16 protein-coding genes and 1 pseudogene are annotated in these 14,229 nt (G+C 62.3%); 8 read left to right on the forward strand and 9 right to left on the reverse strand.

Going from position 1 to position 14,229, the window contains the following annotated elements; translation table 11 throughout:
* Positions 1–64 precede the first annotated feature (64 nt).
* Positions 65–444: pseudogene (locus tag EJ075_RS29700) on the forward strand (ankyrin repeat domain-containing protein); the annotation flags it as partial.
* 199 nt (positions 445–643) lie between these two features.
* Here the strand turns inward: EJ075_RS29700 and EJ075_RS29705 are convergent.
* Both EJ075_RS29705 and EJ075_RS29710 read right to left on the reverse strand, forming a co-directional pair.
* On the reverse strand, positions 644–1,171 hold the full coding sequence (locus EJ075_RS29705; RefSeq protein WP_126107511.1) for a gamma carbonic anhydrase family protein: 528 nt from the start codon (positions 1,169–1,171) through the stop codon (positions 644–646).
* A 105-nt stretch (positions 1,172–1,276) separates the two neighbouring features.
* On the reverse strand, positions 1,277–1,615 hold the full coding sequence (locus EJ075_RS29710) for a hypothetical protein (RefSeq protein WP_126106761.1): 339 nt from the start codon (positions 1,613–1,615) through the stop codon (positions 1,277–1,279).
* Between the two features lie 149 nt (positions 1,616–1,764).
* Here EJ075_RS29710 and EJ075_RS29715 point away from each other — a divergent pair, with 149 nt between their 5' ends.
* A complete protein-coding gene (locus EJ075_RS29715; RefSeq protein ID WP_126106762.1) occupies positions 1,765–2,496 on the forward strand; it encodes a hypothetical protein in 732 nt (243 codons plus the stop codon).
* 129 nt (positions 2,497–2,625) lie between these two features.
* Here the strand turns inward: EJ075_RS29715 and EJ075_RS29720 are convergent, their stop codons facing one another.
* Both EJ075_RS29720 and cysE read right to left on the reverse strand, forming a co-directional pair.
* Positions 2,626–2,829, reverse strand: coding sequence for a DUF3126 family protein (locus EJ075_RS29720; protein ID WP_013531334.1), 204 nt, complete (start codon positions 2,827–2,829; stop codon positions 2,626–2,628).
* A 348-nt stretch (positions 2,830–3,177) separates the two neighbouring features.
* Positions 3,178–4,026, reverse strand: coding sequence for a serine O-acetyltransferase (cysE, locus tag EJ075_RS29730; RefSeq protein WP_095489508.1), 849 nt, complete (start codon positions 4,024–4,026; stop codon positions 3,178–3,180).
* Between the two features lie 145 nt (positions 4,027–4,171).
* On the opposite strand from cysE, the gene EJ075_RS29735 reads away from it, so the two are divergent.
* The gene (locus tag EJ075_RS29735) at positions 4,172–4,771 is read left to right on the forward strand and encodes a hypothetical protein (protein ID WP_126106763.1); all 600 of its coding nucleotides are present in this window, start codon (positions 4,172–4,174) and stop codon (positions 4,769–4,771) included.
* A gap of 227 nt (positions 4,772–4,998) precedes the next feature.
* On the opposite strand, the gene EJ075_RS29745 is transcribed toward EJ075_RS29735, so the two are convergent.
* The 3 genes from EJ075_RS29745 to EJ075_RS29755 form a co-directional block, all read right to left on the reverse strand.
* On the reverse strand, positions 4,999–5,766 hold the full coding sequence (locus EJ075_RS29745; protein WP_164547221.1) for an alpha/beta hydrolase: 768 nt from the start codon (positions 5,764–5,766) through the stop codon (positions 4,999–5,001).
* A 20-nt stretch (positions 5,767–5,786) separates the two neighbouring features.
* Positions 5,787–6,299 carry a DUF192 domain-containing protein gene (locus EJ075_RS29750; protein ID WP_126106764.1) on the reverse strand — a complete coding sequence of 171 codons (513 nt, stop codon included), beginning with the start codon at positions 6,297–6,299 and terminating at the stop codon, positions 5,787–5,789.
* A gap of 143 nt (positions 6,300–6,442) precedes the next feature.
* On the reverse strand, positions 6,443–7,018 hold the full coding sequence (locus EJ075_RS29755) for a cold-shock protein (protein WP_185928364.1): 576 nt from the start codon (positions 7,016–7,018) through the stop codon (positions 6,443–6,445).
* Positions 7,019–7,258: 240 nt separating this feature from the next.
* Between EJ075_RS29755 and gloA the strand changes: the two genes are divergently transcribed.
* Both gloA and EJ075_RS29765 read left to right on the forward strand, forming a co-directional pair.
* A complete protein-coding gene (gene gloA / locus EJ075_RS29760) occupies positions 7,259–7,699 on the forward strand; it encodes a lactoylglutathione lyase (RefSeq protein ID WP_095489512.1) in 441 nt (146 codons plus the stop codon).
* Positions 7,700–7,843: 144 nt separating this feature from the next.
* Positions 7,844–8,137, forward strand: coding sequence for a DUF2218 domain-containing protein (locus EJ075_RS29765; protein ID WP_095489513.1), 294 nt, complete (start codon positions 7,844–7,846; stop codon positions 8,135–8,137).
* 10 nt (positions 8,138–8,147) lie between these two features.
* On the opposite strand, the gene EJ075_RS29770 is transcribed toward EJ075_RS29765, so the two are convergent.
* A complete protein-coding gene (locus EJ075_RS29770; RefSeq protein ID WP_095489514.1) occupies positions 8,148–8,702 on the reverse strand; it encodes a DUF1697 domain-containing protein in 555 nt (184 codons plus the stop codon).
* A 25-nt stretch (positions 8,703–8,727) separates the two neighbouring features.
* Positions 8,728–9,984, reverse strand: coding sequence for a threonine ammonia-lyase IlvA (ilvA, locus tag EJ075_RS29775; RefSeq protein WP_126106765.1), 1,257 nt, complete (start codon positions 9,982–9,984; stop codon positions 8,728–8,730).
* Between the two features lie 207 nt (positions 9,985–10,191).
* Between ilvA and EJ075_RS29780 the strand changes: the two genes are divergently transcribed.
* The 3 genes from EJ075_RS29780 to EJ075_RS29790 all read left to right on the forward strand — a co-directional run bounded on the left by EJ075_RS29780 (position 10,192) and on the right by EJ075_RS29790 (position 14,072).
* Positions 10,192–11,595 carry an aminopeptidase P family N-terminal domain-containing protein gene (locus EJ075_RS29780; protein WP_126106766.1) on the forward strand — a complete coding sequence of 468 codons (1,404 nt, stop codon included), beginning with the start codon at positions 10,192–10,194 and terminating at the stop codon, positions 11,593–11,595.
* A 101-nt stretch (positions 11,596–11,696) separates the two neighbouring features.
* Positions 11,697–12,764: an alpha/beta hydrolase gene (locus EJ075_RS29785; RefSeq protein ID WP_095489516.1), complete on the forward strand. Its 1,068-nt coding sequence runs from the start codon at positions 11,697–11,699 to the stop codon at positions 12,762–12,764.
* A 141-nt stretch (positions 12,765–12,905) separates the two neighbouring features.
* On the forward strand, positions 12,906–14,072 hold the full coding sequence (locus tag EJ075_RS29790) for an alpha/beta hydrolase (RefSeq protein WP_095489517.1): 1,167 nt from the start codon (positions 12,906–12,908) through the stop codon (positions 14,070–14,072).
* Positions 14,073–14,229 lie beyond the last annotated feature (157 nt).

A 14,229-nucleotide genomic window follows, 5' to 3' on the forward strand; every position in this document is an offset into this window, starting at 1 on the left:
GATGCAGTATGAACCATCAATTCAACCTCCGGATCGCTGCGATGTTGGAAATCCCGGAAGATCGATGCGAGCGCCACCGCCTGTTCAAGGCCATCGACGACGCGTTCAAGGCGGGCGACTTCGAGGCCCTCGGTGTGGCCCTCGGCGGCTCACCCTGCTGGTTCGACGAGCAGATGCCTTTGAACTCGGCCTTGGGCATCCACTGGAATATGCGATCTATTGGAGCCCCACTGCGTTCATCTCGACCTTACTGGATGCGGGCTCGGACCCGAACTATCACCACCATGGCGGTTTTCCGGCAATCATTGCGGCACTGTCCACCGACCGGGCTGACAGACTGGAAATCGTCCGAATCCTGATCGATGGTGGCGCAGACCTCAACATGCGGGGCGTAAACGACTGGACGCCGCTTCACTATGCGGTCGCCATCCGTAGCGTCGATGCCATCCGCCTGCTGTTGGCGGCGGGCGCCAACCCATCGCTCGAAACCCGCATCGACGACTATACGACAGCCCTCGAGGACGCCGACAATGCCGACTTTGAAGCCGGCGCTTCGTTTTTGCGCAATGCGATGATCAGGCGCGGCCCAATGGACGGTGAGTTGGGCGACGATGCCGGTGAACCATATAGCCGAAGGCTGGCCTCAGGCCTTCTTCAGTCCCGCCTTGAAGCATTTGCCGTTGGCCACATAATGCGCGGCCGAAGCGCGCAGCCCGGCAACCGCAGCATCGTCCAGCGCTCGCACCAAACGAGCGGGCGAGCCGATAATCAGCGAATTGTCGGGGAATTCCTTGCCTTCGGTGACCAGGGCGCCGGCGCCGACCAGCGAATTCTTGCCGATTTTCGCGCCGTTCAGCACGATGGCGCCCATACCGATCAGGCTGTTGTCGCCGATCGTGCAGCCATGCAGCAAGGCACGATGACCGATCGTGCAGCCTTGCCCGATGGTCAGGGGAAAACCGACATCGGTATGCATGACCGTGTGTTCCTGCACATTGGTGTCGGCGCCGATGACAACAGGCTCGTTGTCGCCGCGGATGACGACGCCGAACCAGAAGCCGGCGTTGCGGCCGACCCTGATATCGCCGATCAGGGTGGCGTCGGGCGCGATCCAATTGCTGTCCGCGTCCTCGAAGCCGGGGGCCTTACCGTCGATCGCATAGAGCGGCATTTTTCGCCTCCGAGTCCGTCTCACACTAAGCTTTGCATGTCGTCATCGCAAAACCGCTGCACACCCTCGGGTCAAGCCCAAGGGCATGCTTTTGCGCGACATGCACTAATCGTTCGCAGAGACTAGAAGCGTACCGGCCCGGGATGCAATGTCGATCAGCGCTATGCCCAAGGCCAACGCCCAGATCGTCGCAGTGCAGCCGCAGGAGATCAGCGCCAGTGCCGAAATGCGGCCTTCCCGCCAGGCGTCCAGGGCGTCGTTGGTAAACATCAGGGGCCCGGCGCATGCCGTCGCGACCAACGAGCGCAGCATATGCTTCGGCGACACATAGGGCTCGACGAAGGCAAGCCGGCGGCCTGATACCAGTTCCATCACCGATCCGGCCAGGCCGCACGCCGTCAGCCCAACCATAAAACCGAAGAGAGTGTGTTCGACCGGACCCATCTTTACCTTCCATTTACCATGAAATCGCACAGTCGTGTCGACAGGCGCGTTGCAAGAGCCGTGCCGCGCCACATGTGCCGCTTGAGGACACCCAAAGGGGAACACCCAAGGGGACATCTTGGGACAGGCGGCCGATACAGGGGATCGCGATGAAGCAGGCAGCCACCGCCAACGGCCCGCAACTCACCGTCGTCGATTCCAAGCTGATGAGGCGGGTGTTCTACGTGTTCGCGGCGCTGGCAGTGCTTTCGGTGGCGATCAGCCTTGGCGGCAAATGGTTCGGCCGCTCGATCGCCATGGCCGGGTACACCGACGACACGACAATCTACGAGGTCGTGATCGGCAACAACGTCATCGCCGTGCCGGCCAATGTCGTCCGCTTCGACCAGGCCCGGCGCGACGGTATCGCCTCCCGCCTCGACCTCTATCTGCGCTATCCCGAGATGGACGGCTACAGCGAGGCTGCCGGCGACGATTTCAACAACACCGGATCAAGCAAGAACATCATCTTCCTCTCGCTCGAACGGCAGATAATGTCGCGCGACATGAGCGGCCGCTTCACGCCGATCTACAGCGCCCTGATCGCCCAATCCGGCACGCCCGGCCCGGGCGGCACCACACTCTACGGCTTCACCGAGAAATCAGGCTATCTCAACGAGGTGCTGGCGGTCGGCAATCGTCGGGGCAAGGACCCGTTCGTGGCCCGCTGCCTGAGCGGCCCAAGTGCTGCGCAATCGCTGGCGCCCTGCGAACGCGACATCCTGGTCGGCGACAAGCTCAGCCTCACCTACCGTTTTCCCAAGGACTTTCTGGCGGACTGGCAGGTGCTCGACGCAGCCATCGCCGCCGAGGCTGCGCGTATGCTGAAGACCGGGCGCTAACACGTTGTGTCTGAAGGGATTATTCGACTCGCTTAGGGGCCAATCGCAAACGGCGGAGATTGGCGAAAACGCCTCTCCGCCCAGGGATGACGAACCCGGGGTGCCTGCCGCCAGCCGCAAACTCCCGGCTCAGGCCAGGTCGATGTCGAGGATCGCCATCGAGAAATTATAGTCGCCGTCGTCCTCGTCCTTGAAGACGATGCCGAGGAATTCGTCGCCGACATAGACCTCGGCCGAATCGTCCTTGCGCGGCCGTGCCTTCACTTCGAGCTTGGGGTTCTGGAAGACGCGCTTGAAATAGGCGTCCAGCTTTCTGATTTCGTCCGGCTTCAACAGTCTTCTCCGATCGTCGGTCTTGCTCGTTTGAGCGCGCTTCTGGCACGTCGACAATGGCGATGTAAAGGCGAGCCGACGAGAGAACCAGGGCAATCGCTTCAGGTTCGCGCTGCCCCTCATTGCCCTGCTGGGCATTTCTCCCCGTATAGTGACGGGGAGAAAGACGCCTTCGCAAAGGATTTCGCCAATCCCAGCGTTGCAGAAAGGGTGCCGAAGTCGCGGTCAGCCCCTTCTCCCCGTCACTATACGGGGAGAAGATGCCGGCAGGCAGATGAGGGGCGGCGCCGACATCAAAAATCAGTCTGAAGCAATTGCCCTGACGAGTACGCCCGAACGCCTTGAAAATCAGATATCGAAGCTGACGACGTGGTCCATCGTCTGCGACGGCAAAAGCTGATCCATCTGCCGCGAAGGCTGGTCGCAGCCGGTCTCGCCGACGACGCGGGCCGGCACGCCGGCAACCGTCTTGTTGTGCGGCACCGGCGACAGCACCACCGAGCCCGCCGCGATTTTCGAGCAATGGCCGACTTCGATGTTGCCGAGGATCTTGGCGCCGGCGCCGATCAGCACGCCGTAGCGGATCTTGGGATGGCGGTCGCCGCCGGCCTTGCCGGTGCCGCCCAGCGTCACGCCGTGCAAGATCGACACGTCGTCCTCGATCACCGCCGTCTGGCCGACGACGAGGCCGGTGGCGTGGTCGAGGAAGATGCCTTTGCCGATGCGGGCGGCCGGGTTGATGTCGGTCTGGAACACCGAGGACGACCGGCTCTGCAGGTAGAGCGCGAAGTCCTGACGGCCTTGATTCCACAGCCAATGCGCCAGCCGGTGGGTCTGGATGGCGTGAAAACCCTTGAAATAGAGCACCGGCATGATGAAGCGGTCGCAGGCCGGATCGCGGTCGTAATAGGCCTGGATGTCGACACGCACCGTCGATGCCCAGTCCTTGTCGTCGGCTGCCATCGCCTTGAATGTCTGGCGGATGAGATCGGAACCGATATCCTGATGGGCGAGCCGCTCGGCCAGCCGATGGATGACCGCTTCCTCCAGGCTTTCCTGGTTGAGGATGGTCGAATAGAGGAACGCCGCCAGCAGCGGATCGCGGTTGACCGCCTCCATCGCCTCGTCGCGGATCGAGCGCCAGATCGGGTCGATCGGCTTCACCATGGTGGGGCGGGCAATCGTAACGCTGTTCATCAATGATCTCCGGCCATCTACTGGCTCAGGCTTGGCAGCTTGCCTATTCTCCGGTCGCACATATAAGCCAGATCATAGCACGGTTGAACTCAATTTTCCTTAGTGCTTTGTCAAATGGATTTGGTTCACGGAAATTCAAGCGGCCATGGAAAACGAACCCTTGATCGACGCGCCGCTGAAGCGCGAGCTTTCCGCGCTCTACCGGGCCGAAGGCCGCCACTATCACAGCCTTGCCCATATCGAGGCGATGCTGGCGCTGGCCGGGCACTATCGGGCATCCCTGCACGACCCCGAGGCGGTCGAGGCGGCGATCTGGTTCCACGATGCCATCTATGACAGCCGAGCCAAGGACAACGAAGCCAAAAGTGCCGCCCTTGCCGAGAAAAAGCTCTCCGGCCGCACGGATGCGCAGCGCCTCGGCCGCATCACGGCGATGATCATCGCCACCGCCACGCATGAATTGCCGCGCTTTAGCGACGAGAATGCCGCCCGCGACGCAGCGCTGTTCCTCGACATGGACCTGGCGATCCTGGGTGCGACGCCTGATGCCTTCGACGCCTATGAACAGGCGGTTCGCCGCGAATATGGCTGGGTGGAAGAGCCGATGTGGCGTGCCGGCCGCAGTGCTGTGCTGAAGAGTTTCCTCGCCCGTCCGCATATTTTTCACACCGAGGAATTCCGGCAGCGGTTCGAGGCTCAGGCTCGGCAAAACATGGCGCGCTCGCTCAAGGCGCTTGGGGCGTGAGCGCTGCCGCGGTGCGGAACCGTTGATTCTGGCGGGACAGCGCCCCCCTCTGTCCTGCCGGACATCTCCCCCACGAGGGGGGAGATTCGCTGTCACCACCGCTGTCGCTAATCGCTACCGCCGCAGGAGTGAGCGGAGCGCCTAAGCTGCCGATCTCCCCCCTTGTGGGGGAGATGTCCGGCAGGACAGAGGGGGGCGCGAAGGATCACTACAGATCGGCTTTGTGCTCACAGCGGATTTTCGGCATAGAACTCCAGCACCCGCTGCTTGAAAGTCTTGTCGCCGACGGCCAGCATGTGGTCGCGGCCCTCGATGTGAAAAGCCTTGGCGTTCGGCATCAAGGCGGCCAGTTCGTCGGGCGAACCGCCGATGTCGTCCTTGGTGCCGACGGCAATCAATGTCGGCTGGGCAATGCGCGCAATGTCGGCCTCGGCCAGCAATTCCCGCGAGGTGGCAATGCAGGCGGCCAGCGCGCGGCGGTCGCTGCGGGTCTGGTCGGCGAAGGCGCGAAACGAACGGCCGCGCGGATGGCTGGTGGTATCGGGATCTTCGGCCAGAAGGGCGGCGGCGATCGGATCCCAATCGCCGACGCCGTCAATCATGCCGATGCCGAGACCGCCGAAGACCAGCGTCGCCACCTTGTCAGGGTCGGAAAGCGCCAGGAACGCCGACACCCGCGCACCCATCGAATAACCCATGACATGGGCGCGTTCGACGCCGAGATGATTCAGCAACGCTGCCCCATCGGAAGCCATTTTTGCGGGCGTGTAATCGGCCTCTTCATAGCTCTTCGACGAGGCACCATGGCCGCGATTGTCGAAGGCGATGGCGCGGTAGCCGGCATCGTTCAGCGCCTTGAACCAACCGGGCGACACCCAATTGACGTAGTGGGTCGAGGCAAAGCCATGGATCATGAGCACCGGATCGCCCTGCCCCGATGCCGGCTGGCGATCGAGGAAGGCGAGGTCAAAACCGTCATGGGAGAAAAACTGCATCTGCGACGGATCCTGCGCGTTCAGTTGTGCGCAGTGCCGATTGCCGGGTGGCGCAACAAATCGCCGTCCTCGATGCCGCCCCTCGCGGCGGTGCCCGCCTTGAGCTCGAGCACGAAGCGAACCGGCTCGCCGGGCGAGATCATCGCTTCGGATTGCGGCTCGCCTTGCTTGATCGCCCGGACCTTGCCGTCCTGACCGACGAAGATCAGGTCGAGTGGCATCGGCGTGTTCTTCATCCAGAAGCTGACATCCCGAGGCTCCTCGAACACGAACAGCATGCCATGGTCGTCGGCCATCTCCTCGCGAAACATCAGGCCGGCCTCGCGCTCGGCGGAGGTGTCGGCGATTTCGATCGAGAAAGAGCGTTCGCCGCCTTTCGTCACCGCGACCAGCGGCTGCGGGTCGACGGCAAGGATCATCGCCCGACTGTCCGCCAAAGCCGGTTGCTGCGAATGGAAGAAAGCGCCTGTGGCGACGACAAAGGCGATCGCTGCGCAAACGACGCCCGTTGTCAGCCAGTTCCTGTGGGTCATTCGAAATCCTCGGCCGGACATCGTCCTAGACCATGATCCCAAAAAGTGGAACCCGGTTTTTGCTGCGCTGACCTGCAGTTCGGAAAAGATCATGGTCAAGCAAAAAGCACCAGGTCGCATCCCGATTCGATCGGGACGGGACCTTAGTGCGAGACCGGCAAGGTACCCATATCCGGGTGAATTTCGGCAGCCATAAGGCCTTTGTCGCCGCGCCCGAAGCGGACCAGCACGACCTGCCCCGGCCTGAGCTCGGTAATGCCGTAGCGGCGCAGCGTCTCCATATGGACGAAAATGTCCTCGGTGCCTTCGCCCCGGGTCAGGAAACCGAACCCCTTGGTGCGGTTGAACCATTTCACCAGCGCCCGCTCGAGGCCGCTTTCCGGCGTCACCGAGACGTGGGTGCGCTGATCCTGCATTTCCGCGGGATGGACCGCCGTGGTGACATCCATGGAGAGCACACGGAACGCCTGCAATCCGCGCTCACCATGCTTGACGAGGCAGACGACGCGCGCGCCTTCCAAGGCGGTCTGGAAACCGTCCTTTCGAAGACATGTCACATGGAGGAGAATATCGCCGGAAGAGCCGTCATCGGGAAGAATGAAACCGTAACCCTTGGCCACATCGAACCATTTGATGGCGCCCGCAACCTCGACAAGATCAGCGGCATCGCCGCTTTCGTCCCTTCGCAAGGCGTCGTTACCGGTTCCGTCCCGCCCCATGAAAGAGGCCTTTTCCCCCATAAGAACGCCCCCCTTTTTCCAAGAATACCGCAACTGATTCTTGATGTTAGATTAACACTGCCGCTTCCGGTCTGTGCAAGACCTGACGTGCCTTTTTTCACGGTTGATTTGCAGGAATACCGGATTTGTTGTTTGCCGGCGCGGCCGGCTATCGGCAATTGCCCTTTGGCCGGGTGGCCCCTATGTTCCGCCGCAACGCAACATTTCGAGGAAAATCACATGCGCTACCTGCACACCATGGTCCGTGTCGCCGACATCGATGCATCGCTCGATTTCTACTGCAACAAGCTTGGCCTCAAGGAAGTGCGCCGCCACGAAAACGAACAGGGGCGCTTCACGCTGATCTTCCTCGCCGCTTCCGAAGACGAGCAAAGCGGCATCGCCGAAAAGGCGCCGCTGATCGAGCTCACCTACAATTGGGATCCTGAAGACTACAAGGGCGGTCGCAATTTCGGCCACCTCGCCTACGAGGTCGACGACATCTACGCCACCTGCCAGCAACTGATGGACAACGGCGTCACCATCAACCGGCCGCCGCGCGACGGCAACATGGCCTTCATCAAATCGCCGGACGGCATCTCGATCGAGCTTTTGCAGAAAGGCCCCGCAAAGGCCAAGGCCGAGCCCTGGGCGTCGATGGCGAACACAGGAAGCTGGTAGCCAATCACAAGATCGAGAGCGGGTACGACCTAGCTGAGATTTTATGGCGTTTCTCAAGATCGCGCCTATCTGTCCGGCCATCGCGCCTGCTTCCGAAATTGGCGCATCCAAAAGATGCGCGCTTGCTTCAGGAGAAATCCATTCATGCCGACCAGCCATGTCGATGTCGCTACCGGACATGCGAGCCGCTATCTGCAGCAGCTCTGCAAGCACTGGGCGCACAAGTTTCCCGTCGAGTTCGATCCGAACCACGGGACAATCGATCTCACGCTAGGCCACACGGTTCTGGACGCCGATGCGGCAGCGCTCCACATCACGGTAGCTGCTGACGAGGCCGGCTCGCTGGAGCGCCTGGAAACGGTCGTCGCCGATCACATCAAACGCTTCGCTTTCCGCGAAGAGCTGGCGTTCGATTGGAAGAGGGCTTCGGCAGCGTAGGCGACCACGTTCAGCCACTTCTCCCAGCCAACTCCAGCAGCGCCAGCACCGTGCGCCAGTTGCGCGCGGTGGCGGGCACTTTCAGCGTGCGCGGGATGAGATTGGCAAACACCGATTTGCCGAGACCTTCCGGTGCATGCAGATAAAGCACGTCGCCCCTGATCTCGAACCGTTCGGGACCCGTGCATTTCTCCGAAAGACGGGCCGTCTCCTCAGGTGTCGGCGCGCGCTCCAGCGCATAGGCGTGAAGTTTCGTCGGCTCCCCGGCGACCTCCGGGTAGGGATTTTCCGCCGCCAGCCGCTCGAACCAACCGAGATCGCGCACCATAATGCGCGAATAAAATCCCCATTTCTTCTCGAAGGCCGCTTCAAGCTGTCTGCTCAGAGTGGCGGCATCACCCTTTGCCGAGCGAAACACGACGTTGCCGCTCTGCACATAGGTGGCGACGTCGCGAAAGCCGAGCTCCTCGAAGAACGACCGGAGTTCGGCCATCCTGACGATGCGGTTGCCGCCGACATTGATGCCGGAAAACAACACTACGAAGATTTTCGCTTGGGCACTCATATTCGGGGCACTCATATTCGGGCGCTCATATGATGAAGCCAGCCAGCGTCTCGTTGTCGGTGATGTCCTGATACTGGACGCCCTCGGCCTCGAAATTCGCGTTGAGCAGCTCGAAATTGCGGCGGTCCTTGGTTTCGATGCCGATCAGCACCGAACCGAAATTGCGCGCCGATTTTTTCAGATATTCGAAGCGGGCGATGTCGTCGTCAGGTCCGAGCAATTCGAGGAAATCGCGCAGCGCGCCCGGGCGCTGCGGAAAGCGGATGATGAAGTACTTCTTCAGCCCCTCGAAACGCAGCGCCCTTTCCTTCACATCCGGCAGCCGCTCGAAGTCGAAATTCCCGCCCGAAACCACCGCCACGATAGTCTTGCCCCTGATCTCCTTTTTCGAGAAATCCTTGAGCGCGTCGATCGCCAGTGCGCCGGCTGGCTCCAGCACCACGCCTTCGACGTTCAGCATCTCGATCATGGTCGCGCAGAGCCGGTTTTCCGGGATCAGCCGCACGGCCTCAGTGGCAAATTCCCTGAGATGCCGCAACGGTTCACGGCCGATCTCGGCCACCGCCGCGCCATCGACGAAATTGTCGACCTTGGCGAGCTTGATGCGCTTTCCGGCGGTGAGGCTCTCGCGCAGGCTCGGCGCGCCGGCCGGCTCGCAGAAGACGAAGCGCGTGTCGCGGCGCTGATCGGCGAAATAATGCGTGACGCCCGCGGCCAGACCGCCGCCGCCGACCGGCAGCATGACAATGTCCGGCATGCGGGCGCCCGGCATCTGGCCTGATATCTCGTAGGCGACGGTCGCCTGCCCCTCGATGATGTCCTTATGATCGAACGGCGGCACCATGTGCGCGCCTGAGTTTTCGGTGAACTCCAACGCGGCGCGGTAGCAGTCATCGAAAAAGTCACCGACCAGCCTGATCTCGACGAATTCGCCACCGAACAGCCGCGTCTTGTCGATCTTCTGCTGCGGCGTCGTCACCGGCATGAACACCACACCCTTTTTGCCGAAATGGCGGCAGACGAAGGCAAAGCCCTGCGCATGGTTGCCGGCGGAAGCGCAAACGAACAGCTCGGCATCGTTGCCGGCGTCGAGCGCCTTGCGGAAGAAATTGAAGGCGCCCCTGATCTTGTAGGAGCGCACCGGCGACAGGTCCTCGCGCTTCAGCAGCACGCGCGCTCCGGTCTTCTTCGACAGATAGTCGTTTTCCTGCAGCGGCGTCTCCGGGAAAATCTGGCGGATCGCGGCAGCGGCAGCAGCGACGCGGGAGGAAAAACTGGTCATGGCAAGATCACCCCGGGTCGCATGTCGGCTATCGGTAGCGTGCATTTGGTTTGCCGCCACGCGGTGGTCGCAAACCTAGCACACAGCGCGTGCGTTTGATCCCAGCCTATTGCATATCCAATCCCGCGAAGCCATTGTCCGGCCGGTTCATGCGCCCCGTCACGGGGTATTCCCAGAATCCTTGCAAGCACTTGGAGGCGTTTGTTCATGCCCGTCGCATCGGTTGCCCTGAAAACCATGTCGCTGCCGGAATTCGGCGAGCCGACGGTGATGCCGCTCGTTGCGCGCACCACCTACGAGGCACGCATCGGGGCACTGGTGGCGCGCGGCAGCAAGGCCGGCTTCGACGCTTTCGTCGTGTATGGCGACCGCGAGCACGCGGCCAATGTCGCCTATCTCACGGGCTACGATCCGCGTTTCGAGGAAACGCTGCTGGTCATCGTTCCCGACAAACAGCCGAAACTCCTCGTCGGCAACGAGGGCTGGGGCTATGCCGAGATCTGCGATGGACCTTACGAACGTGTCCTCTACCAGACGTTCTCGCTGCCGGCGCAGCCCCGCGACCGCTCGCCGGCGCTCCTCGACATCTTTGCCGACTGCGGCCTGAAAGCCGGCCAGCGCATCGGCGCCATTGGCTGGAAACCGTTCGGTCCCGGCGACGCCGGTTTTGGTGAAACAACTCTCGATCTGCCCTCCTTCATCGCCGACACGCTGCGCACGCTTGCCGGCGACAAGCACACAGTGGTGAATGCGGCGAACCTTTTGATGAACCCGGCAGACGGCCTGCGCGCGATCAATGAGGCCGACCAGCTCGCGTCCTTCGAATTCGCCGCGACCTATTCGTCGCAAGGCCTGCGCAACGTTCTGCAAGGCATCGAACCCGGCATGACCGAGTTGCAGGCGGCGCGGCTGATGGGCATCAACGGCCTGCCGCAATGCTGCCACCTCATGCTGTCGGCCGGCAAGCGCGCGCCCTATGGCCTGCCAAGCCCCCGCCTCGACGTCATCAAGCGCGGCGATCCGGTCACCATGGCCTATGGCCTCCACGGTTCGCTCAATGCCCGCGCCGGTTTCCTGGTCGAGGACGCAACCGAGCTTCCGCCCGACATAAGCGACTACGTCGAAAGACTGGTCGCGCCCTATTTCGCTGCCGTCGTCGACTGGTACGAGACCGTCGGCATCGGCGTCAGCGGCGGCGCCCTGTGGAAAGCCGTGCATGACCGCATCGGCGATCCGTTCTTCGGCGTCTCGCTCAATCCCGGCCACCTCGTCCACATCGACGAATGGATGCATTCGCCGATCTTCGCCGGCTCCGACATCACGCTGAAGTCGGGCATGGCGCTGCAGGTCGACATCATTCCGGCAACCGGGACGGATTATTTCACCACCAATATCGAGGACGGCATCGCGCTGGCCGACCAGGCCCTGCGCGAGGAAATCGCCGCGCGTCACCCCGAAGCCTGGCGCCGCATCGAGGCGCGGCGCGCCTTCATGACGGACGTGCTCGGCATCCGTCTCAGGCCGGAGGTGCTGCCCTTCTCCAACATCCCGGCCTTCCTGCCGCCGTTCTGGCTTTCGCGCAACAGTGCGATGGCCGTCGCCAGCCGCTGAGCGCATTTCGGCCGGACATGACTTACTTCTGCCGCACTTCGACTGTCCGGGAGGGTTCGCGGAGGTTGGATAGGCCTTTCGGCCGGAGTGGAATTTCAGAGTTGAAGAAGATTTGTATCATTGCGCTTGCCTTGCTTGTTGCCGGCTGCGGCGGCCGGCAAACCGAGGAACTGCTCGGCAGCGCCATTGTGTCCGCGCCGGTGACGGAAATTGCCGGCAACCACTCGATCTTCATCGCCACGACGCGCAAGCGCTCCGACGACCCCAGCAAGGTCTTCGACCGCGAGCGCTCGGCCACGCTGAACTATGCCCGCCTCAACGTCACCGTGCCGGGAAGCCACGAAACCGGCCAAATCGAGCGGCGCTCGCGCGGCAAGTCGAACGACCCGGCCAAATACTTCATGGCCTCCGAGGTCGTCGGCTACGACACCGCGCCGAAATTCTCCAGCGCGCTCAGCGCCGACATCGCCGCACGCGGCGGCCGCGTCATGGTCTTCGTCCATGGCTACAACACCGGCTTCGACGCCGCAGTCTACCGCGTCACCCAGATCGCCCATGATTCCGGTTATCCGGGCACACCGGTGCTGTTTTCCTGGGCGTCGGGCGCCAAGACGAGGGACTATGTCTACGACCGCGAAAGCGCCAGTGCTGCCCGCGATCAGTTGGAAGTGACGCTGAGGATGCTCGCGCAGACCGGCGCGCGGCGCATCGACATCGTCGCCCATTCGCTGGGAACCTGGGTCACCATGGAAGCGCTGCGCCAGCTCGCCATCAATGGCGACCGCGATCTCGGCGGCAAGCTCGGCGATGTGGTACTGGCATCGCCCGACATCGATGTCGACGTGTTCAAGAGCCAGATGCGCCGCTATGGCAAGCCGAACAAACCTTTCATCCTGCTCCTGTCCGACGACGACCGGGCGCTGCGGCTCTCCGGCCTTATCGCCGGCTCGCGGCCACGCGTCGGCGACTACAAGGACGCGGCCGACCTCGCCGACTATGGCGTCAGCGTCGTCGATCTCTCCAGCGTCAAGGGATCGGATCGCTTTAACCACACCAAATTCGCCGACAACCCCGAACTGGTGAAGATGATCGGCCAGCGGCTGCGCGAGGACGACGGATTTGCCAGCGACCGCGAGGTGACCGACCGCATCCATCTGCTCGGACAGTGAGGTGCGTTCCACGCCCTGTTCCGCAGGCTTTCGTGATACACGATTGCGCCACCATCGGATCGCTTTCAACTGGACCAGGCCGGCCTCTGGCTCTATCGAAACCAAAGACGTCATACGGTTGACGTCCCTTCGGGAGCCTGCGTGACCGTGCGTTCGAAGATTTTTCTCGTCGTTGCGCTGGCGCTCGCTGTTACCGGCTGCGCCGGCCGGAAGACACACGACCTTCTCAACACGACGGCTGTGACGGTGCCTGCCTCCGACATCGCGGCCACGCATGAGATCTTCGTCGCCACCACCCGCGAGAAAGCCACGAAAGATCCGCGGCAGGTGTTCGATGGCAATCGCTCGCTGACCACCAGCTTTGCCCGGGTCGAGGTAACGGTTCCGAAGGTCCATCAGCTTGGCGCAATCGAGCGCGTCAAAGGCTCCGCAAACAGCAATCCAGCGAAGGATTTCACCGCAACGAATGTCGCCTTCTATGAAGGCGCCCCGCAATTCGCCAAGGCGGTCGGCGCCGACATCGCCATGCGCGGCGACCGCGCGCTGGTTTTCGTGCATGGCTTCAACAACGGTTTCGACGACGGCGTCTACCGGTTGACGCAGATTGCGCACGATACGAAATATCCCGGCACGCCGGTGCTGTTCTCATGGGCGTCGAGCGGCAAGACCACGGGCTATATCTACGACAAGGAAAGCGCCAACGCCGCGCGCGACGATCTCGAAGAGACGCTGCGCATGCTGGCCAAGACGAAGGTCAAGAGCATCGACATCATCGCCCATTCGATGGGCACCTGGGTGACGATGGAGGCGCTGCGCCAGCTTGCCATCACCGGCGACCGCGATCTCAGCGACAAGCTTGGCTATGTCATCCTTGCCTCACCCGATATCGATGTCGATGTGTTCAAGAAGCAGATGATCCGCTACGGCAAGCCCGACAAGCCGTTCGCCATCCTGCTTTCGGGCGACGATCGCGCCCTCAGACTCTCCTCGCTGATCTCCGGCGATAAGCCGCGCGTCGGCGACTATGGCGATGCGGCCGACCTCGCCAGCTATGGCGTTTCGGTGGTCGACCTCACCAAGACCAAAGGCGGCGACCGCCTGAACCACGCCAAATTCGCCGACAACCCGTTTTTGGTGCAGTTGCTCGGCGACCGGCTGCGCGCGCCGGCCGGCCTGGCATCGGAAGAAGCCAATCCGGCGCAGCCGATCGACAATCTCGGCCAAGGCATCGGCAAGGCCGTCGGCTCCGTCGCCGAGATCGTCATCACCACCCCGTTCAGGGTGCTGACCATCGCCACCGGCGGATGAGCGGCGGCTGAGCTAGTTCGGAATATAAGTAGCGATCCTTCGCGCCCCCCTCTGTCCTGCCGGACATCTCCCCCACTTGGGGGGAGATTGGCAGCTTCGGCGCTCCGCTCATTCCTACGACGGTGAAGATTGGCGAAAGCCGAGGTGACGTCCAATC

This window comes from Mesorhizobium sp. M6A.T.Cr.TU.016.01.1.1 (genome assembly GCF_003952585.1).
Classification (GTDB): Bacteria; Pseudomonadota; Alphaproteobacteria; order Rhizobiales; family Rhizobiaceae; genus Mesorhizobium; species Mesorhizobium mediterraneum.